Origin of the sequence: Cohnella cellulosilytica, from assembly GCF_042431195.1 — a bacterium.
GTDB classification, from domain to species: domain Bacteria; phylum Bacillota; class Bacilli; order Paenibacillales; family Paenibacillaceae; genus Cohnella; species Cohnella cellulosilytica.
On sequence record NZ_JBHMDN010000081.1, the window covers coordinates 37,674 to 57,873 of the forward strand.

The window sequence follows — 20,200 nt, forward strand, 5'->3', positions numbered from 1 at the left end:
CGATGAACAAGACGAGACAGACGCTGCAAGACGCGCTCCGCGACGGGGCGCTCCTCCGGTTCGGCGCAATGAAGAAGGGGATCGCAAGCGAAGTCGGACCCTGGCTGGAAAAGGAGGCGGAGCGGCTGGCCGGCCTTGGGCCGGTTGTCCGTGCCCGAGCTTATTGGTTGTGGATTGCCGGAGAATACGTTAACAGAGTCGGGGGCGGAGGGTTGCTCGAACGGCATGCCGGGCTGATCGACGAGAGCGTCCGGGCGATCGCCGCAGGATGGAGCCGGCCCGATACGCACTGGTTGTGGGACGAGGAGCCGGACGTCTATCTGAGCAATCTGGCGCTCTATTACGCCGCTTTAAGATCGATAGGCAACGTTTATCGGTCGGACGAGGCGCAGAAGCTGTGCAAGAGCATCCGCGAGGCGACTTTCGCTTCGTTCATGCACGGCAAGCATTTCGTCAGCCGTCCTGGCTCGGATGAGGTGTGGCCGGACATCGTGGCCGCGGCGGTGCCGTTCGGTCTGCTCAGCGCGGGGGATCTCGCGATGCTGGAGGCGGTCGGGCGGCTTGATCCCGACCGGGTCGAAGAGGCCGAAGCGGCCGGGCTATTGTCCGGCTACTACGGCGAAGTCGGCGCGATCGCCCGCGCCCGCACGCAACGCGACCGGGCCGCAGCCCTGTCCGGCGGCGCAGGCAGCGCCTTCCTCGCTTGGGCGGAGGATCAGCTCGCAATCAAGTCGCCGGGCTTTGTTCCCGGGGAGAAGTCGGTCCATGGAGCCGCGGGCATCCGCTTTATCCATGCGCCGGTCGGCGGGGAAAGCCCGTACCATGAGGGCCGCAACGAACGCAGCCCGCGGCTCGTCTCCGTCGGACAGCCGGTTGCGATCCGGACGTTCTCCGCGCCTTTCCGGCCGGACGACGACATCGCGCTGGAGTTTATCGCGGGCGAGGAAACGCCCGGCTTCCAGGGGATGCGGGCCGTAGAGAACGAGGACGGAGAGCAGTATTGGGAAGCGAAGCTGCCGCCGTTCGCGGCGACGCAGCCGGTTCGCTATCGTTTCGTTCCTAATCCGGGCGGCGCGGGCGAAGCCTCGGAGTGGTATTCGTTCGAAGTGCTGCGCTGGACGAATTTGTCCCCGGCGACGGGGATTGCGCGTACGGAAGCGGGGGCGGCCGTCGTCTTCGAGCCGTTGACGGAAGGAGGAGCGGCGCCGCGCCTGGAGGTGCGGAGCAATCCGGGCGGCGCGGTGTCGCTGCGGCTGGAGCTGAGCGACGGGGATAGCGGCAAAGCGGGAGCGAAGAGTATCGGGCAGGTAAGTGGAAGCTGCCGCATCGGAAACGCGGAGCTGAGCGTGGAGGCCGGACGGTTCTCCTTGAGCCTGCTGGACGAGCGTGGCGGCCGGGCAGCGGCCGGGTACGATCGCGAAGACATGCCGCCCGTGCAAGCGCTGGTCGACCGAACCGGGACGGTATACAAGCTCAGGCTCAACTTCAAGCTTACGGACGAAGAGCGGCTGTACGGCATGGGCGAGCGATTCGCCCGGATGGAGTACCGGGGCTGCGAGCTGGACAATTACGTGTTTAACCAATACAAGGACCAGGGAATGCGCACGTACATTCCGGTGCCCGTCGTCTACAGCTCGGGCGGCTACGGCTTTTATCTGCAAAGCTCGCTTTATTCGGTATTCCGGTTCGGCACCGTTCGTTCCGATCTGATGCAGATCGAGGCGGACGTCGCGCGGGATCGGCAGGCGCTCGATTACTGGCTGTTCGCCGGGAGGCCGCTCGAGCTTGTCGGCACGTTCGCCCGGCTGACCGGCAAGCCGAAGCTGCCGCCGAAATGGGCGTTCGGCCCCTGGATGTCCAGCAACAACTGGGACAGCGAGCGGGAGGTGGACGAACAGCTGGCCCGCACGGCGGAGCACGCCATTCCTTCGACCGTTCTGGTGCTGGAGCAGTGGAGCGACGAGTCGTCCTTTTACATTTTCAACGATGCGGGGTATGAGACGAAGCCGGGCTCGGAACGATTCGCGTACGACGATTTCAGTTTTCCGGCATGGGGCAGGTGGCCGGACCCGCGCGGGATGGTCGAGAGAATTCACGGTCAGGGTATCCGCGTGCTGCTGTGGCAGGCTCCCGTGATGAAGTTTATGGACGGCATCGCCCACGCCCAGCGGGACGAGGACGAGCGGTACATGATCGGGCGGGGGTACGCGGTGCGGCATGCGGACGGCAGCCCTTACCGCATCCCGGATTACGAATGGTTCAGGGGCAGTCTCGTGCCGGACTTCACCAGCCCGGACGCCGCGGCCTGGTGGCTCGGCAAGCGGCAGTATTTGCTGGAGGATATCGGCATCGACGGCTTCAAGACGGACGGAGGAGAATGCATCTACGGCTCCCAGCTGAAGTTCGGCGACGGACGAAGCGGCGCGGAGATGCGCAACGAATATCCGAACAGCTATATCGCCGCGTTCCAGCAGTTCGCGGATCGTTACGTGCCGGGCGGGGCGATCACGTTCAGCCGCGCGGGCTATACGGGAGCGCAGGCGGCGCCGCTGCATTGGGCGGGCGACGAGCAATCGACGTTCGAGGCGTTCCGAGCGACGCTTGTCGCCGGACTGAGCTGCGGGATGTCGGGCATTCCGTTCTGGGGCTGGGACCTCGGCGGCTTCTCGGGCGATATTCCGACGGCGGAGCTGTACGTCCGCTCCGCGGCGATGGCCGCGTTCTGCCCGGTCATGCAGTACCACGCCGAGAGCAAAGGGCAGTTCAACATGGATCGCACGCCGTGGAATATCGCGGAGCGCACGGGGCGTCCGGAGGCGCTGTCCCTGTACAAGCGATTCGCGGACATTCGGATGAACCTGCTGCCGTATGTGTGGGAGCAGGCGCGCGTCAGCGCGGCCACGGGGTATCCGCTCATGCGGGCGATGCTGCTCGCCTATCCGGACGACGAGAGGTGCGCCGACTTGACGACGCAGTACCTGTTCGGAGACAGCCTGCTTGTCGCTCCGGTGATACACGAGGGCGCGCTGGAGACCGAGGTGTATTTTCCCGAAGGGCGCTGGCTGCCGCTGTTTGGCGGGGAGGTCGTCGACGGACCGCGGACGGCCGAGGTCGAGGCGGGCTGGTCCGACATTCCGGTCTACATGAGAGAGAACGCCGTTGTGCCGCTGAATCTCGGCGCGGCCAGGGAGCTCGCCGACGACGTGGGGAACGCGGTGGATCGCTGCAAGAATCTGTGTCTGACGATCTTCGCGACCGGGCGTCTGGACTACCAGTTCGAGGACGGTCCCGGCGCAAGCGTCTCGTTGTCCGTCGAAACGGACGGAAGCCGGATTCGCGCCCGCGTCGAAGTAGCCGGTATTCCGTCCGCAACGCTGCTGTTCCGGGGATTGACCGGCTCACCCATTGCGGTGACGTCGGAGGATCGCCGGTGGGAGCGCGCGGAGACCGGGGCGGAGCTTGCTCCGGGCCGCTGGCTGGAAAGACGGGGCGAAGCGCTCGTATGCGCGGGAGAAGGCGCGGCCGAGTTCGCGATCGAGCTGGACGGGAAATAGGCGAAGGATCGGTTTATCGAAGGAAGGAGCACGTGCATAGGACGCCGGCGTATCTTTGCGGATACGTCGGCGTTTTTGCATGCCGAAATATTTTCTTGCCGAGGGAACTTTCTCCGTTCTGGCTCGTCCTATTGTCGGGAGGGATTCTGTTGGCTTTCGATTACTTGAAGCATATGACCGGCGGAGTGGACAAGCACGCCCTGTTCGACGAGCTGATGATGACCTACGGCCGGGACGTCTGGAACTACGCTTACTTCATGACCAAGCGCAGGGAGCTTGCGGAGGATATCGCCCAGGACGTATTCGTGAAAGCCTACGAGCATCTGGATTCGTTCCGCGGCGGATCGAGCGTGAAGTCGTGGCTCCTGTCGATCGCCCGCAATACCGCCCTCGACTATCTGAAGACGGCCTGGATGCGCAAGGTGCAGCTGTTTCCGTCGCGATTTCTGCAGGCCTCCCAACGTTCCGCGGAGAGCGAATGGTTCGGCAGCGAGGAGAAGAACCGGATCTGGAGCCTGGTGCTGGAGCTGCCGCGCAAGCAGCGGGAAGTATTGATTTTGTTCGCCCACTACCGGATGTCCATGAAGGAAATCGCGGAAATGCTGGGGATTTCGGAAGGGACGGTCAAATCCCGTCTGCATCGGGCAAGGCAAGCGATCGGGGGAAGCTTGGCGGACAACGCCGAAGAGAGGAGCGAGCGGTCATGAGCCGGAACCTGGACGATTGGGAACGCGAGCTGTCCGAAGCTCCGCTCGGAATCGGAGGCTTTAACGAGCGAACGATGAGAAAAATCAAGGAGCGTGTTGCCGTGCCCGCCGCGCGCAAAAATAAAATTCAACCGGTCCTCGCCGGAGCGATGGTCGTTCTGCTGCTCGCTTCCGGCTGGTGGATGAGAGATTCGCTTTCGGGCTGGTTCGTCGGCAAGGAGAGCGGGGAGAACGTCCGGAACGACGCTTGGGAGCGGGAGGACGTCGTACTCAAAATCCAATATCCCGACCGGACAAGCTTCATGGACGAATTCGGCCTCCCGTTCGTCGTGCGGCATCCGAACGCGCAGATCGAAGTCCCTCCTTATCCGGAATCGACGGAGCCGGAGGATTACAAGAAGTGGCTTCTGCAATACGAGCCCGACCTGCTGCAGGTGCCTCTGTTCCTGGTCGACCCGCTCTCGAAGGAGGGGCTTATTCAGCCGCTGGACGCTTGGGCCAAGAGGGACGGCTTCGAGCTGGACGACTTTCACGCGCCGGTCATCCGCACGATACGGGAAGCCGGAGACGGCGACCTGTACGGGCTGACGCCCTATTTCGAAACCTATGCCCTCTACTATAACAAAAGCTTGTTCGGTCGCTTCGGCATTGCGCCTCCGCAAGACCGAATGACGTGGAACGAGGTGCTTGAGCTTGCCGCCCGATTCAACGGTCAGGAACAATCCGGGCAGCCGATCTACGGGCTGACGACCGGCTGGGGAATGACGCCCTTCGGGCTGATCCAGAGCGTCGGGAAAGCGGACAGGCTTCGTCTGACGGACGCCGGGCTGAATCCGACGGTCGACTCCGCTTCGTGGCGCAGCGTCTGGGACAAGGTGATTCGGGGCTACCGGGACGGCTGGATATTTGACGGAGTGTGGCCGTCCTCCGATCCAGACGGACACATCCTCGTGGACGATCTGTACAAAGCCGACCCGTTCCTGACGGGCCATGCCGCGATGACGTTCAGACAGAGCGGCTATCGGCAGGATGTGTTCTCCGCGGCCGAGCAGATCGGATTCCGGGACGAATGGGGGCTCGTCACTCAGCCGGTTTCCTCGGACCGTTCCGACGCTGCCTCCGAATTTTCGATTTCGACGGTATACGCGATCAACGCGAAGTCTCCGAACAAGGAGGCCGCATGGGCGCTGCTCCGCTTTATGACGGGGCCGGAGCAGGCGCAGAGCAATCGGAGCAAGTCATTCCGGGCTTTGTCTTCGCGGCCTCCCGCCTCGGAGGGGGACTCGGCCACGGGAGAAGGCGCGTTCTACAAATTGAACGTCGACAGCTCCGACGTGCTGCGAAACGAGGAATCGATGTACAAGCCGCCCAATCCGTCTTTCCTCCAGGCGGTGCTGGCCGCGGGCGGCGAAGAAGCGTACGGGGCGATCAAGGGGAGCACGTCGTTGGAGCAAGCGATGAGTCGATTGCAGAAGCGAGCGGAGGAGCTCGTCGCTTCAACGAAGGCGGCAGCGGAAGCGCGAGAGGAGAACAAGCCATGAACGAAACACGAAGCCGGTTCCGGCAAACGCCGCTCTGGGCGGCCGCGGCGATCGTGCCGGCCGTCCTGCTGTCCGGCTGCCAGCCCGAGGCCGAGCCGCCGGAAGCGCCGAAAGAGCTCGTGCTGGGCGTGATCGACGAAGGAACTTACAATTATCAATTTCGGGCGATATTCGAAGGACGTTTTCCCGACTGGAAGATTACCCTTGCGCCGCTCGGCGACGTCAAGCTGTATGAGATGAAGGGAGAAGAGGCCATCCGTGTATTTAACGAATACTTGGAGCGCGAGCAACCCGATCTGGTCATTATGAACAGCTTGATGTACCCGCCCATGGCCGACGCCGGCGCTTTAAGGGATTTGGGCGAGTGGACGTCGCGGGACAAGATGGATCTGAGCGTATTCGCTCCCGGCATGATCGAACGGATGAAGGACAACGAAGAGGGCAAGCTGTTCGGCTTGTCGCCGAGCATCCGAACCTCCGTCCTGTATTACAATAAATCGATGTTCAAAACCTACGGGATCGAAGAGCCGCGGGAGCGGATGAACTGGAACGAGGTGCTTGGTCTGTCCGATCGATTTACGCAGGATGCGTCCTTGGAGGAGGGAAGCTACGGCTTCTACGAGTCGAACATCAGATCTCCCTTTGACTTGGTTCAGGTCGTGGCGCAGACGGAAGGGCTGAATTTCGTCGATACCCGCAACGGTCGAATGACGATGCAGAGCGAGGAGTGGCAGCGGATGTGGCGCATGGTCGCCGATTCCTACCGCCGCGGCTCGCTCGGGTTAAACGGCCGGAAGCAGAAAGTCGTCGATGGCGTAACGTATGTCAGCCAGGAAGAGCAGGAGGCCGCCGATTTGTTCTACAAAGGCAAGGTCGCCATGACCTACGGACAAGTCGATCTGATGCAGAAGCTGAAGGCGAAGCCGCCGTCCTTCGAATGGGGCGTGCTCCCGGGACCGGTCAGCGAGAGAGATCCGGAACGCACCTGGTGGTTCGTTTCCGACTACATCTTTGTCATTCCGACCGCGGCAAGCCGTCCGGAATCGGCCTGGAACGCGATCCGCGAGCTTCAATCCGAGCCGGTCGGCAAGGTTTACGCTTCGGCGGGCACCGACCTGTCGTCCCGGATGGATTATCCCAAATGGAAAAACGATCCCGACTACGAGCCTTTTTATCAGCAGAAGGGATGGCCGAATTCGCCGAGCTATGTCACGAGCGTCATTCCGACGGAGTTTTATCAACCGTTCAACAAGCTTGTCGCCGAGCAGATGGACGCCACGATTTCGAACCGGATTACAGCGGAGCAGGCGCTTGAGACGCTGCAGCGGGAAGGGCAGAAATGGCTCGACCAGCTCGTTCCCGCGAACAAATAGGAGGATGCGCAAGTCGCGTGAGAGGTGTCGGGACGGAGTGCCCGGCACCGCTTTTTTATTGCGCGGCCTGTAAAAAAAGCGGGGCCAGGGTAGAATAGTGCATACTGAAATACGGGAAGGGGGAGCGGCATGTCGATTGTGGCCTGGATGGTCGGAAGCGCGGGCGCGTTTACGGGAAGCGCGGCGGCTCTGTACGGGCTTACGGTGAAGGCGCAACGGCCGCGGCTTGTGCCGAACGAGGCCCGCCCTCCCGTGCCGTACGAGGAAGCGGAATGGAAAAGCGGCGGAGCGACGGTGAAGGGCTGGTTCATGCCGCAAGGCTCGTTGTCCGGGCCTGGCGGCCCGGTCATCATCGTCGCGCACGGCTGGAGCTCCAACCGGTCGCGCGTGCTGAGGTATGCGCTTCCGCTGTACGGGCAGGGGTATTCCATTCTGATGTACGACGCCAGAAGCCATGGGGACAGCGATTACTACAAAACGCCGACAGGCCTGCAGTTCCGCGACGATCTGCTCGCGGCCATCGACTGGCTGCTTCGGCGGCCGGATATCGATCCTTCCCGCATCGGCGTAGTCGGCCACTCCCTTGGCGCGTACGGAGCGGTGCTCGCGCTGGATGCCGGAGCCCCGATCGCCGCGCTCGTCACCGATTCGATGCCCGTCCGGCTGTCCACGATGATCGGCGCCGAGCTGCGCCGCCGCAGGCTGCCGCGGTTTCCGCTCGCGCAGCTCATTCCGGGCTTTATGCTGTGGCGAAGCCGCATTCCGCGCGCGACGGCCCATAGAGCCGATCCCGTGCGCATTCTGCACGACAACGCCCGCGGCCGCCGCACGCCCGTGCTGCTGGTTCATTCCCGCAAGGACGGATTTATTCCTCCCGACGAGCTGCAGCTCATTCTGTCCCGCACGCCCGACCACCCTCACTTGTTCGTGGACGCGGAAGGGCACAGCGCCTCGGACCGCGATCCGGCGTTCTGGCCGGCGGTGACGGACTTTTTCCGAAATTCGCTGCATTGTCCCCAAGAGCATTCCCCGACGACGATCTAAAGCCGGCACTGCGATCGACCGCCTGTCCTCGGGAGCCGGCCGACTTATTATGTACCCGGTTTGCCAATAAGCCCTTCCGGCCCGTCCCGGCCAGGGCTTATTTTTCGCTTGTCGGAGCCGGGGGAACGGCAATCCCGAGCGACTCCAGATTGGTGTCGTAAATATGGCGCGACAGCTCGGCGACGGCCAGATCGACGTTGCCCGTCCGCATCACTTCGATCAGGGGGCGGTGCTGCTCCCAGACGGTGGTAACGTCCTCGAAATGCTGGTCCTGCATGTAGAAATGCATCCGAATCCGCGTGAAAATGCTTGACCAGATGTTCATCAGGTTCGGGACGTCCGACTTGACGACGATATATTCGTGGAAGGCCAGGTCGCTCTCGACGAGTCCGACGACGTCGCGGGCTTCGCCGTTCACGCGCATGCTGTCGAGGCATTGCTCGAGAAACGCGAAGTCGGCTTCGCCGAAGTGCGGGAGCGCTTTCCTGAGCGCGTACGTCTCCACCGTCAGGCGGATCGGAATCAGGACGTGGACGACTTCCTCGGTCGAGAATTCGGCGACGACCGTTTCCTTGAACGGCTGGGAGTGCAGCAGCCCCTCCTGCTCGAGGGAGCGCAGAGCTTCCCGGATCGGACCGCGGCTGACGCCCATCTGCTTGGACATCTCCACCTCCAGGAGCCGATCGCCCGGCTTCAGCTTTCCTTCGAGAATGGCGCGGCGGATGTCGTCGGCAATCCGGTGCCGCAGCGAGACCGCTTTTTGCTCGGGAAATTTAAAAGTCGACATCATTTGCCCTCCGTTTTGACCTTGAATGGTTAACCTAAGTGTATGCTTCTCCCGTGAAACCGTCAACAACATATTGTTGACAATCTACAATCAGCATTATATAGTGGAATCAGAAATTGGATGAAAGCGCTTCAAATCAAGCGGTACGCAGTTGGGAGGACAGCCTTTTGAAAATTACAGACGTGGAAGTCATCTATCTCCGGTTGCCGGACGTCGACGCCACGAAGTGCGACGGAACCCAGGATACGCTCATGGTGCGGGTGCATACGGACGAGGGCATCTCCGGAATCGGGGAGATCGATTCCGCTCCGGCGGTGGCCCGGGCGGTGATCGAGGCGCAAGCCTCCCATTCGATTGCGAACGGGCTCAAGGAGCTGCTGATCGGGGAAGATCCTTTCGAGGTGGAGCGGCTGTGGGACAAAATGTATCAGGGCTCGCTTTATTACGGAAGAAGCGGTCCGGCGCTGCATGCGATGAGCGGCATCGATATCGCGCTGTGGGACATCATCGGCCAGGCGACGGGACGCTCCGCTGCGCAGATGCTCGGAGGGGTTTACCGCGACAAGGTGAAGGCCTATGCGAGCCTGCTGATGCCGGATACGATCGCGGAAGCGGCATCGCTCGCGGAACGGTATGTGAAGCTGGGCTACAAAGCGGTCAAGTTCGGCTGGGGGCCGCTCGGCAAGGACGAGAAGTTCGACGTGGAGGCGGTGCGCACGCTGCGCAAGGCGATCGGCGACGATATCGATCTGATGGTGGACATCGGCCATGCGTGGGACGCCCAGCAGGCGATCCGGATGGCCAAACGCTTCGAGGAGCACAACGTGTACTGGATCGAGGAACCGCTGCCTCCCGACGACCATCCCGGATACGCGGCGCTCGCGGACGCGGCGGATATTTATATCGCCGCGGGCGAACAGGAGAGCGGGCGGAGAGCGTACGAACGTCTCGTGCGGGATGCGCATCTGGATATTTTGCAGCCGGATCTGGGCCGGTGCGGCGGATTGACGGAAGGGAAGAAAATCGCCTACATGGCCTACGACCATAATAAGAAGGTCGTGCCCCACGCCTTCAAGACCGGCATTCTTGTCGCGGCGAGCGTTCATTACGTGGCCAGCATGCCGCATGGCTTTCTTCTCGAGTACACGATGTCGGAATCGCCGCTGGCCCGTCATCTGGTCGCCGATCCGGTCCGCTTCGAGAACGGCTACGTGCATCTGCCCGACCGCCCCGGACTGGGCATCGGCATCGATCCCGCGGTTCAGGCGCGATATCAGGTTTGAAAGAGGTGACGGCCAACGATGGCATGGATCCGCGGTAAAAAGTTGACGAACGCGCAGAAGGAAGCGCTCGACTGTTACGTATTCATGAGTCCCGCGATTATCGGCTTACTCGTCTTCATGCTGGGACCGATTTTGTTTTCCGCCTACATTTCTTTTACGGATTACGATATTCTCGGCACGCCGGAATGGATCGGGCTGCAAAATTATGTCGAGCTGTTCCGCGACCCGTTCTTCTGGCACTCGATGAAAATCACGTTCATCTACGCAGGAATCAGCGTACCCCTCGGCCTCGTCGTCGCCCTGCTGCTCGCGATGCTGCTGAATCAGACGCTTAAGGGAATTTACCTGTTCCGCGTCGTCTTCTACTTGCCTGCGGTCATCTCCGGCGTCGCGGTCGCCCTGCTGTGGAAATGGGTGTTCAATCCGGAGTTCGGCTTGCTCAACTGGTTTCTCGGATGGTTCGGCATCGCGGGACCGGCCTGGATTTACAGCGAGCAGTGGTCGCTGCCCTCGCTTATTCTGATGAGCCTGTGGAGCGTCGGAGGGGGCATGCTCATCTATCTGGCGGGCTTGCAGGGCATTCCCAGCGAGCTGTACGAGGCGGCCGAGATCGACGGAGCGGGGCGCCTGCGCCGGTTCCGCAGCGTGACGATCCCGATGCTGTCGCCGGTCATTTTCTTTAATCTGGTCATGGGCATTATCGGCTCGATTCAAGTGTTTACGGAAGGCTACATCATGACCGCCGGCGGGCCGAACAACTCGACGCTGTTCGCCGTGCTGTACCTGTACCGGCAGGCGTTCAACTACTTCTCGATGGGTTACGCCTCGGCGATGGCCTGGGTGCTGTTCCTGCTGATTCTGCTGCTGACGCTGCTGGTGTTCCGTTCCTCCCCGATGTGGGTGTTCTACGAGGAGCGGAAAGTCGGCAAGAGATCGAAGAGAAGGAGGAGAACGGCATGACGACCGAGCGCAGCGTTACCCGCCCTGCAATGGGCATGCGAATGTCCGAGAGGCTTCGGGCCGCGGCCGCATACGTCCTGCTGTTGGCGGGCTCCGTTCTGATCCTTGCGCCGTTCGCGTGGATGATTTCCACGTCGCTCAAGCGCAAGATCGACGTCTACGTTTTTCCGCCGCAGTGGATACCGGACCCGATCATGTGGAGCAACTACGTCAAGGCGTTGACGGTGTTTCCTTTTCCGCGCTATACGCTGAATTCCTTCATTATCGTCGTTTTTGCGCTGATCGGCACGCTGCTGTCGTGCTCGTTCTCCTCCTACGGCTTCGCAAGGCTGCGCGCGCCGGGGAAGGACGCGATCTTCCTGGCTTTGCTGGCGACGCTTATGCTGCCGTCCGCGGTGACGATGGTGCCGCTCTATCTGATGTTCAACAAGTTCGGATGGATCGATACCTTTCTGCCGCTGATCGTCCCTTCTTTTTTCGGGAGCGCCTTCTTTATTTTCCTGATGCGGCAGTTCTACATGGGCGTGCCCCGGGAGCTGGAGGACGCGGCCCGCATCGACGGCTGCAATACGTATTCCGCCTGGCTGCGCATCATGGTGCCGATGACGAAGCCGGTGCTGGCGACGGCGGCGGTGTTCACGTTCATGTGGACGTGGAACGACTTTATCGGGCCGCTCATTTATTTGACGGACGAGAACAAGCGGACGATCGCGCTCGGGCTGTCGTACTTCCAGGGGTCCGCCCGTTCCGCGCCCGAGCTTCATCTGCTCATGGCGGCGACGATTTATTCCATCATTCCATGCGTTCTCCTGTTTTTCTTCAGTCAGAAGGTGTTCGTCAAGGGGATCGTGTTTACCGGAGTGAAAGGTTAACCACATTTCAGGGGAGGTCAACGGAAGATGAAGACACGGAAAGCGGTATGGCTGCTCGCGCTTGTCGCGGCGCTGCTGGCGTCGACGATGGCTGCTTGCTCGAAGGACTCGAACGGTTCGGGCGGCGCAAGCTCGAAGGGGAAGGTGACGCTGGAGTTCATTCGCTGGTCGAACGGCCCGGCGCTGGACGCGGAGGAGACGGACAAAATCAAACGCTTTAACGAAAGCCACCCGAACATCGAGGTGAAAATGACGCTGCTGCCCTGGGACGAGACGTTCCGGAAGATCGAGCTGTCGCTGGCCTCCAGCAAGCCGGTCGACCTGTTCTACTGGGACGTTCCGGCGTACGCCTGGTACAAGAAAGGGCTGTTCAAAAACCTGCAGCCGTATTTCGACAAGAGCCTGAACATGAGCGAGTTCGACGAGAAGCTGTTCGAGCCGCTCAAGTTCGACGGGGAGAACATGTATATCGCGCCGGAAAATTACCAGACGCTGCTCTTCTACTACAACAAGTCCGCGTTCGACACCGCCGGAATCGATTATCCGAACGGAGACTGGACGTGGGACGACGTGCTGGACGCGGCCCGCAAGCTGACCGTCTCCGAAGGCGGCAAGACGAGCCAATACGGCTTCGACGCCGCCTCGCTCGGAGTTTGGTGGTCCTGGATGGCGCTCAGTTGGGCGCAGGGCGGCAATATTATCGCGGACGTGCACGAGCCGGAGGCCGTCACGCTCGATACGCCGGAGAATGCCGCCGCGCTGCAATTTTTGCAGGATATGATTTATAAGGAGAAGGTGGCGCCGGACGTCGCGACGAAGGACGCCAACGGCATGAACTTCCAGACCGGCAAGCTGGCGATGTATGTCGGCGGAGACTGGGACCTCGGGACGCTGAAGGAAATTACCGATTTCGAATGGGGCGTCGCACCGATTCCGAAGTGGGGCGACGGCCGCGCAACGCCGTATTTCGTCGGCGGCTACGTCATGGCCGAGAACACGAAGCACCCGGACGAAGCGTGGGAATTCATCAAATGGGCGATGACCGACAACCAGGAGACGATCGCCAAGCAGCAGTCGTGGATTCCGGTGCACAATCCGTCCCGCGAGAAGATCGAAGCGCCGGAATGGGCGCCCGAAGGTTATCTGGAGGCCAGATTCGAATGGCTGAAGGACGGGCGGATCGGGGACATCTACCATCTGAAGTGGAGAGAAGCGAACGACAAATATATGACGCCGATGCAGGACGAGATTTTCATTAACGGCGGCGATGTGAAGCAGGCGCTCGCGAAGGCGGAGAAAGAGATCAACGCGCTGCTGCAGTCGGAATAGCCGAGGCGCGCAAATACGGGAGAGGAGTTGGGCGTTCATGGTCACGGCAATCGATATCGGCTTTGCGCTCCGCGTCGACGGGGTGCTTCGCGGGCCGGACGAAGCGGGCATGAAGCGGACCGGCTCGCGTCTGACGGAAGAGGGGGGCCGCGTCGTCGACGCGGCTTTCTTCGTCGACGGAGAGAGCGGGGTTCGGGTGGAGCGAACGACCGTCCGGTACGAAGGGACGAACCTGGCGGAGCAGTGGCTGAAGGTGAGCAACGAGGGAGCGGGCGACGTGCGGATCGAGGCGGTCGATTCGATCGCGCTCCCGCTGCCCGTCCGCGATTACGAGACGATGCATTACACGGGCGGCTGGGGGCTGGAATTCGAAGCGGTGCTGTCGGCGCTGCCGCCTCGCGGACAGCCGTTCCGGCTGGAGACGCGCAAGGGGAGGTCCTCCGCGGACGTCCATCCGTGGGTTGCGCTGTTCGACCGGGCGAGCGGGCGGATCGTATCCGCGTCCGTCATGTGGTCCGGCAACTGGGCGCTGGAGCTGACCCCGGACGGAGAGGACGGGATGAAGCTGACCGGCGGCCTGAACGCCTGGGAATTCCATAAGACGCTCCGCCCGGGGGAGACGATGGAAAGTCCGCATGTTGTCGTCGTCGAGACAGATACCGGCGATCTGAACGACATCTCGGCGCAGTATGCCCGCGTCGGGCGGAAGTTCTGGTATCCGCGCAACGAGCTGTCGGCCTCGCTGCCGGTCGAATGGAACCATTGGTGGAGCTACGAGGATAAGCGGATCAACGAAGAGACCTTCCTGGCGAACGCGGACCGAGCCGCGGAGATGGGCTTCGACGTCTGCACGCTCGACGCCGGCTGGTTCGGTCCGGCCGAGGAGGAAGCGCACTGGTACGACTTCAGGGGAGATTGGGACCGGGTCAACGAGCTGCGGTTTCCCCGCGGACTGCGCGTCTTGTCCGATGCCTGTCATCGGCGCGGGCTGAAGTTCGGACTTTGGTGCGAGATCGAGGCGCTCGGGCAGCGGGCCGAGCTGGGCCGGAGACGTCCGGATTTTCCCGCGCTCCGGGACGGAGAACCGCTGGGCTACGTCTGTCTGGCCAATCCGGAAGCGGAGCGGTGGGCGTACGAGACGCTGGATCGCCTCATTGCGGAGTATGGCTGCGATTGGATCAAGCTGGACTATAATCTCGATCCCGGAGCCGGCTGCAACCGGACCGACCACGGTCATGGAAGCGGCGACGGGCTGTTCGGGCATATCGAGGCGTATTACCGCGTGCTCGAGCGGATTCGCGCCAAGCACCCGCACGTGCTGCTGGAAAGCTGCTCTTCGGGAGGGCTGCGAATCGATCTCGGCCTGATGAAGCGGACGCATACGACGTTCCTCAGCGATCCGGATTGGCCGGAGCACGACCTGCAGCTGTTCTGGGGCGCCTCGACGATGCTGGCGCCGGACGTCTGCCTGCACTGGGGCTATTGCGAATGGCTGGGCGAGCATCGCTATCAGAAGTTCGACCCTCGCGATCCGGAGCTGACGCGGGAGAAGCTCGATTATTACACGCGCATCTCGATGCTGGGCGGGTTCGGGTTTTCGCAGAAGCTGCCCGAGCTGCCGGAAGCGGTGGCGGAGCGGTTCGCGCGGCATATCCGGACGTACCGGGAGCTCGTCTCCGGCTTCGTGCGCGAAGCGGATCTGTTCCGGCTGACGGACCAGCCGAAGCGATTCGGTCGCGGGGAGCGATGGGCGGCGTTCCAGTACGCCAAGCCGGACGGCAAGGAGCATCTGCTGTTCGTCTTCCGTCTGCACGGCATGCAGGGAGGGGCGTCGAGGTCGATCACGCTGCGCTCGCTCGATCCGGCGGCGCTCTATTCGTTGACGTCCGTCGACGAAGGTCGGGAGCTTGCCGTGCGCACCGGGGCCGAGCTGATGGAGGAGGGCTTGATGTTCAGGCTCGGCGAGGAGGAGAGCGAGCTTGTGCTTGTTCGGAAAAAGGAGGGAGAAACGGGATGATCGCGCTCGTATACGAAGGGCCGCAAGAGATGAAGCTGCGGGAGGTGGATGTTCCGACGATCGCGCCGGACGAGGTGCTTGTCGAGGTGGCCTATTCCGGCATCTGCGGCTCGGAGCTGAGCGGTTATCTCGGCCGGAACAGCCTGCGCCGGCCGCCCCTTGTCTTCGGCCATGAGTTCTCGGGCCGCATCGCCGCCGTCGGGGAGCGGGCGGCCGGGATCAAGCCCGGGCTGCGGCCGGGCGTCCGCGTGACGGCCAATCCGCTCGTCACCTGCGGGACGTGCCGCTATTGCGCCGCGGGGGCGGAGCAGCTGTGCCCGTCCCGGAAGCTGCTGAGCGCCGCGCTGCCGGGCAGCAACGCCGAGTACGTGGCGGTACCCGCGCGCAACGTCTACGCGCTGCCGGATGAGGTTGCGCTGGAGCAGGGCGCGCTGGCCGAGCCGATCGCCTGCGCGGCGCGGGCGACCGAGCTGGCGCAGCTCGGGCCGGACGACGACGCGCTTGTCGTGGGCATGGGACCGATCGGCATCTTCGCGCTGCAGGCGCTGCGCATTCGCGGGGCGCGGCGCATTCTCGTCGCCGACACGAATCCCGATCGGCTGGCGTTCGCCCGGGCGCTCGGCGCCGAGACGATCGATCCCCGCGCCGCGGAGACGGTCGAGGCGGTCCGGACGCTGACGGACGGCGCCGGAGTGGCCGCCGCAATCGACGCGGTCGGCTCCGTGGCGACGCGGGACGCCTGCATCCGGGCGGTCGCGCCGGGAGGCGCCGCTCTGTTCGTCGGCCTGCACGAGGCGGAATCCTCGCTTCCGGTCAACCATCTCGTGCGCAACGAGGTCCGCGTGTTTGGCTCGTTCGCTTACGCCGTGTCGCATTTCGAGACGGCGCTGGAATGGCTGGCGCAGGGGAAGGCCGGATTGGCCGACGGAATCGTGAAAGCCCCGCTGCGGGACGGCGCGGCTTGGTACGAACGGCTGATCCGGGACCCGGGCGCCGTGGCGAAGGTGCTGCTGACGGTGTCCGGGGAGGCGACGGAATGAACGGGCCGGGCGTTCAGGCGGCGAGGGTATCGACGGAATGGACGTACCGCGGCTTCCGGGCCGTCATTCTGGAGAACGGGCTGCTGCGGGTCGTTATTTTGCCGGAGCTCGGGGCGAAAATCTGGCAGATCACGCATAAGCCGACGGGGACGGACCTGCTCTGGCAGCATCCGCGAATCGCCCCGAGGCCGGTCGGCTTCGGCGCGTCGTACGACGATCATTTCTTCGGCGGCTGGGATGAGCTGTTCCCCAACGACGCGCCCGAGACGCTGGCCGGAGAGGCGCTGCCCGACCATGGCGAGCTGTGGACGCTGCCGTGGGCATACGAGACGGGCGGCGGCCAAGCGGAGGCTTGGGTAAAGCTGAGCGTGGGCACGCCGGTGTCGGCCTGCCGCGCGGAGAAGACGATTCGGCTGCGGGCGGGCGAGGCCAAGCTGCGCTTCTCGCATCGGCTTGCGAACCCGGGACGCGCGGAGCTGCCGTTCTTGTGGAAGCTGCACGCGGCGGTGAAGGCCGACGGGAACGGCCGGATCGACGTCGGGGCGGAGCAAGCGTATCTCGAGGAGTTCGGTCCGCCGCGCACCGGCCGAACGGGAGTCGCTTACCGTTGGCCTTACGCGCCGGGCGAGGACGGAACGATCCACGATATGCGCGTCGCGCTGCCGGCTTCGTCCGGGGTGAACGAATTTCAATATTTGACGGAGCTGACGGGCGGCTGGTGCGCGTATACGGATACTTCGACCGGAGTCGGCCTCGGCCTGGCGTTCGATCCGGCCGTGTTCCCGTCGTGCTGGCTGTTCGCGACCTACGGCGGCTGGCGCGGCTTGTCGACCGTCGTGCTGGAGCCGTGCACCGGCTATCCGCTGCTCGTCGAAGAAGGCGTCAAGGCCGACACGCACCGCACGCTCAAGGGAGGCGAGACGCTGACCGCGGAGGTGGTCGCCTCCGTCTATACGGGATTAAGAGCCGTGAACGGGATCGACCGCGACGGCAATGCAGAGGGGGAAGCGATGGAATGAGAAGATTCGAGGGAAAAGCCGTTCTCGTCACCGGCGGAGCGACCGGAATCGGCTTCGCGACCGCGCTGCGGTTTGCGCGGGAAGGCGCGTCGGTGGCGATCATGGGCCGCCGCGCAAGCGTCGGCGAGGAGGCGCTCGCGGAGCTGCGGCGGCACGCTCCGCAGGAGCGTACGCTCTTCGTTCGAGGGGACGTCTCCAGCGAGGCGGACGTCGAACGGTGCGTCGAAGAGACGGTTCAGGCCTTCGGCCGGATCGACGCGCTCGTCAACAACGCCGCCATGGCCTCGTCGGTCGAGCTTGTCCGCGCCGGGACGGAGGAATGGAAGCCGGTGTTCGACGTGATCGCCTTCGGCACCTATTTCTGCACGCGCGCGGTCGCGCGGCGGATGATCGAGCGCGGCGAGGGAGGGGCGATCGTGAACGTCTCGTCGATTAACGCTTATCGGGCTTTGCCGTTCTCGAGCCACTACAACGCGGCCAAGGGCGCGTCGGATCAGCTGATGCGCTGCGCCGCCGTCGAGCTGGCCGAGCACGGCATCCGCGTCAACGCCGTGCAGCCCGGCTTCATCGACACCCCGATGTCGTTCGTCGACGGGGAGAACGAGCTGGAGACGGACTGGTTCAAGGACATCTACGTACAACGCCGCAAAATCCCCCAGGCCAGAGCCGGGGGACCCGAGGAGGTCGCTTCCGTCGTCGCTTTCCTGGCGTCCGAAGACGCCTCTTACGTGTGCGGGGCGGCGATTCCCGTGGACGGCGGACTGTCCGTTACGTTCTGAGCCGCCTCGGCTTCGCCGGAACGCCGCCAGGCCTTCCGATAAATCGTCGGCGAGCAGCCTTCGTGCAGCAGGAACGTATGCAGGAAGGCGTTGTACGATCCGAAGCCGGCCGCCTCCGCCGCTTCCGCGACGGAAAGGGGCGTGTGCAGCAGCGCCTGCTTGACGTGGCCGAGGCGGATTTGCGTCAAATATTCCTTCGGCGACGCGCCGTACGCCCGCTTGAAGCGGCGTATGAAATGGGCGTAGCTGAGCCCCGCGCGCCGCGCCGCCGACCGAATGTCGACGTCGGTCCCGGCGTATCGTTCCTCGAGGAAACGTCTGGCGGCCTCCAGGTGCGGCTGGGGAAGCTCGCGCCGTTCTCCCGGCGACGAGCGGCGCGCGGCCAGCATTTCCATGAGCAGGCCGTAGAGCAGTCCGGATATGGAGGGCTCCCGCTCGAAGGAGCCGTCGGCCATCTGTGTCAGCACCTCCGTCAGCAGCTCCGCGTACTTCGGCTCTCCCGGCTCGCCGGACCCCCTGACCGCCACGCAAGGCGCATCGAACCATTCTCTCCAACGCGAATCCAGATCGGGCCCTTGGAAAACGACGTAGCGCATCTCGTACGGCTCCAGCGGGTCCGCGCGAAACGCGTGCGGAAGACGCATATCGTAGCAGACCCCGTCGCCCGGCTCGAGCAGATATTCCGTCTCTCCGTAACGAAAAGAGCCCTTGCCCCGGGTAATGTACAGCGCCTCGTAGGCCGGGTAATGCTCCCGCTGCAGCGCGAACGTTGGCGGCGTCCGTTCGAAACCGCCGATGAGCGCGTAATACAGCCGGGAGCGGGCGAATGCGCTGGGGGAGGAGATCGTCTGGAAGTTTCCCTCGCTCATTGCGTCGCGGACGCCGCCGGATCCGGTTCCGGGAACGCTTGCGGATCGGCGACCCACGGCGCGACGCCGAGCAGCATTTTCCGCAAATTCGTCTCCGCCTTGGCCTTGACGGCTTCGCTCGGCTCGTAGCCCGGCCAAGTCCGGACGAACGAAGCGCCGTAATTGTAGATCAGCGAGCGGCGCGTCTCGTCCGAGAAGTTGTTCAGGGCGGAATGATACGTATACCCGTCGAAAAGGACCGCCGTACCCTTCTTCACCGTCATTCGGGCGTGGCCCGGCATCGCTTCCTGCTTCTCGACTTTCGGAAGCCGGTCGTTCGGAAGCCGATGGCTGCCGGGCAGGAAGGCGAGACAGCCGCCGTCGTACGCGACGTCCGACAGGAAGTAGAACACTTTCACCATAAAGGGGACTTCCCTCTCGTTCACGATCAGCCTGCTGCCGGTATCCCGGTGCCAGTTCGTATGCGCCTCCCGCTTCGGCGGCTTCAGCATCGCGTCGTTGTCGATCATGACGAAGCGGTCGCCGAATACGTCGCGCATAACGGCCATCATTTTCGGATGCTCCATCAGCTCCAGAAACTCGTCCCCGTATTCGATAATGCCGCAAATCTGCTCGACGTGGCTCAGCTGCCCGTGTTCGGGATTGCCGCCGCCTTCCGCATGCCAGCGCGCGAACGCGTCGTCCGTGCTTCCGTTATAGCGTTCGACCTCCTCCTCCGTCAGAAAACCCTCCAACACCAGATACCCATCCCGATGCCACGCCAAATACTGCTCTTCCGTCAGTCCGTGAAGCTTCATTGTCACCGCCACCTCCGCTGCTTGATGTAACCTCAGTTTACTCGAAGGAAGCGGTTTCAAAAAGAGGGGGAAGTGCTCGATATCCCCCAAAAAATGCGCTTTTTAGCATCGCTTTCGGAATGAAAAGAGCTTCCTCGCTCATTCGGTTCAACCTTTACCTTGATAAAAAGTCGGACACAAAAAAAGTAGGCTAGCGGCAACGGGCCGCTAGCCTCAAGATATATATTAT

General features: G+C 63.0%; 16 protein-coding genes. 13 read left to right on the forward strand and 3 right to left on the reverse strand.

Features of this window, described 5'->3' with window-relative positions:
* Positions 1-2: 2 nt before the first annotated feature.
* From ACFFT4_RS35160 to ACFFT4_RS35180, 5 genes are all read left to right on the forward strand, one after another.
* Entirely contained in the window at positions 3-3,554 is a 3,552-nt protein-coding gene (locus ACFFT4_RS35160) for a glycoside hydrolase family 31 protein (protein WP_378054580.1), read from the forward strand.
* Positions 3,555-3,703: 149 nt separating this feature from the next.
* Positions 3,704-4,261, forward strand: coding sequence for an RNA polymerase sigma factor (locus ACFFT4_RS35165; RefSeq protein WP_378054583.1), 558 nt, complete (start codon positions 3,704-3,706; stop codon positions 4,259-4,261).
* Positions 4,258-5,802 (forward strand): ABC transporter substrate-binding protein, encoded by a 1,545-nt coding sequence (locus tag ACFFT4_RS35170; protein ID WP_378054585.1) that lies wholly within the window; start codon positions 4,258-4,260, stop codon positions 5,800-5,802. Before ACFFT4_RS35165 ends, ACFFT4_RS35170 begins: the two co-directional genes overlap by 4 nt.
* The gene (locus ACFFT4_RS35175) at positions 5,799-7,175 is read left to right on the forward strand and encodes an ABC transporter substrate-binding protein (RefSeq protein ID WP_378054587.1); all 1,377 of its coding nucleotides are present in this window, start codon (positions 5,799-5,801) and stop codon (positions 7,173-7,175) included. Before ACFFT4_RS35170 ends, ACFFT4_RS35175 begins: the two co-directional genes overlap by 4 nt.
* A 129-nt stretch (positions 7,176-7,304) precedes the next feature.
* Positions 7,305-8,219: an alpha/beta hydrolase gene (locus ACFFT4_RS35180; protein ID WP_378054589.1), complete on the forward strand. Its 915-nt coding sequence runs from the start codon at positions 7,305-7,307 to the stop codon at positions 8,217-8,219.
* A gap of 97 nt (positions 8,220-8,316) precedes the next feature.
* Here the strand turns inward: ACFFT4_RS35180 and ACFFT4_RS35185 are convergent, their stop codons facing one another.
* Positions 8,317-9,006 carry a GntR family transcriptional regulator gene (locus ACFFT4_RS35185; protein ID WP_378054591.1) on the reverse strand — a complete coding sequence of 230 codons (690 nt, stop codon included), beginning with the start codon at positions 9,004-9,006 and terminating at the stop codon, positions 8,317-8,319.
* A gap of 167 nt (positions 9,007-9,173) precedes the next feature.
* Here ACFFT4_RS35185 and ACFFT4_RS35190 point away from each other — a divergent pair, with 167 nt between their 5' ends.
* From ACFFT4_RS35190 to ACFFT4_RS35225, 8 genes are read left to right on the forward strand one after another with little or no spacing between them, the layout of a single operon-like run.
* A complete protein-coding gene (locus ACFFT4_RS35190; protein ID WP_378054593.1) occupies positions 9,174-10,289 on the forward strand; it encodes a mandelate racemase/muconate lactonizing enzyme family protein in 1,116 nt (371 codons plus the stop codon).
* Between the two features lie 18 nt (positions 10,290-10,307).
* Positions 10,308-11,249 (forward strand): carbohydrate ABC transporter permease, encoded by a 942-nt coding sequence (locus ACFFT4_RS35195; RefSeq protein ID WP_378054595.1) that lies wholly within the window; start codon positions 10,308-10,310, stop codon positions 11,247-11,249.
* Positions 11,246-12,121, forward strand: coding sequence for a carbohydrate ABC transporter permease (locus tag ACFFT4_RS35200; RefSeq protein WP_378054597.1), 876 nt, complete (start codon positions 11,246-11,248; stop codon positions 12,119-12,121). Before ACFFT4_RS35195 ends, ACFFT4_RS35200 begins: the two co-directional genes overlap by 4 nt.
* A 27-nt stretch (positions 12,122-12,148) precedes the next feature.
* Positions 12,149-13,450: an ABC transporter substrate-binding protein gene (locus ACFFT4_RS35205; RefSeq protein WP_378054599.1), complete on the forward strand. Its 1,302-nt coding sequence runs from the start codon at positions 12,149-12,151 to the stop codon at positions 13,448-13,450.
* A 37-nt stretch (positions 13,451-13,487) separates the two neighbouring features.
* A complete protein-coding gene (locus ACFFT4_RS35210; RefSeq protein ID WP_378054601.1) occupies positions 13,488-15,467 on the forward strand; it encodes an alpha-galactosidase in 1,980 nt (659 codons plus the stop codon).
* A complete protein-coding gene (locus ACFFT4_RS35215; RefSeq protein WP_378054603.1) occupies positions 15,464-16,507 on the forward strand; it encodes a zinc-dependent alcohol dehydrogenase in 1,044 nt (347 codons plus the stop codon). The genes ACFFT4_RS35210 and ACFFT4_RS35215 overlap by 4 nt, the downstream gene beginning before the upstream one ends.
* Positions 16,504-17,526, forward strand: a complete 1,023-nt coding sequence (locus ACFFT4_RS35220; protein ID WP_378054605.1) for a DUF5107 domain-containing protein — start codon at positions 16,504-16,506, stop codon at positions 17,524-17,526. Before ACFFT4_RS35215 ends, ACFFT4_RS35220 begins: the two co-directional genes overlap by 4 nt.
* Complete coding sequence (locus tag ACFFT4_RS35225) at positions 17,523-18,305, forward strand: SDR family NAD(P)-dependent oxidoreductase (RefSeq protein ID WP_378054607.1); 783 nt, start codon at positions 17,523-17,525, stop codon at positions 18,303-18,305. The genes ACFFT4_RS35220 and ACFFT4_RS35225 overlap by 4 nt, the downstream gene beginning before the upstream one ends.
* Here ACFFT4_RS35225 and ACFFT4_RS35230 read toward each other — a convergent pair.
* On the reverse strand, positions 18,251-19,174 hold the full coding sequence (locus ACFFT4_RS35230; RefSeq protein ID WP_378054609.1) for a helix-turn-helix domain-containing protein: 924 nt from the start codon (positions 19,172-19,174) through the stop codon (positions 18,251-18,253). The genes ACFFT4_RS35225 and ACFFT4_RS35230 overlap by 55 nt on opposite strands.
* A complete protein-coding gene (locus ACFFT4_RS35235) occupies positions 19,171-19,971 on the reverse strand; it encodes a phytanoyl-CoA dioxygenase family protein (protein ID WP_378054611.1) in 801 nt (266 codons plus the stop codon). Before ACFFT4_RS35235 ends, ACFFT4_RS35230 begins: the two co-directional genes overlap by 4 nt.
* Positions 19,972-20,200: the final 229 nt, after the last annotated feature.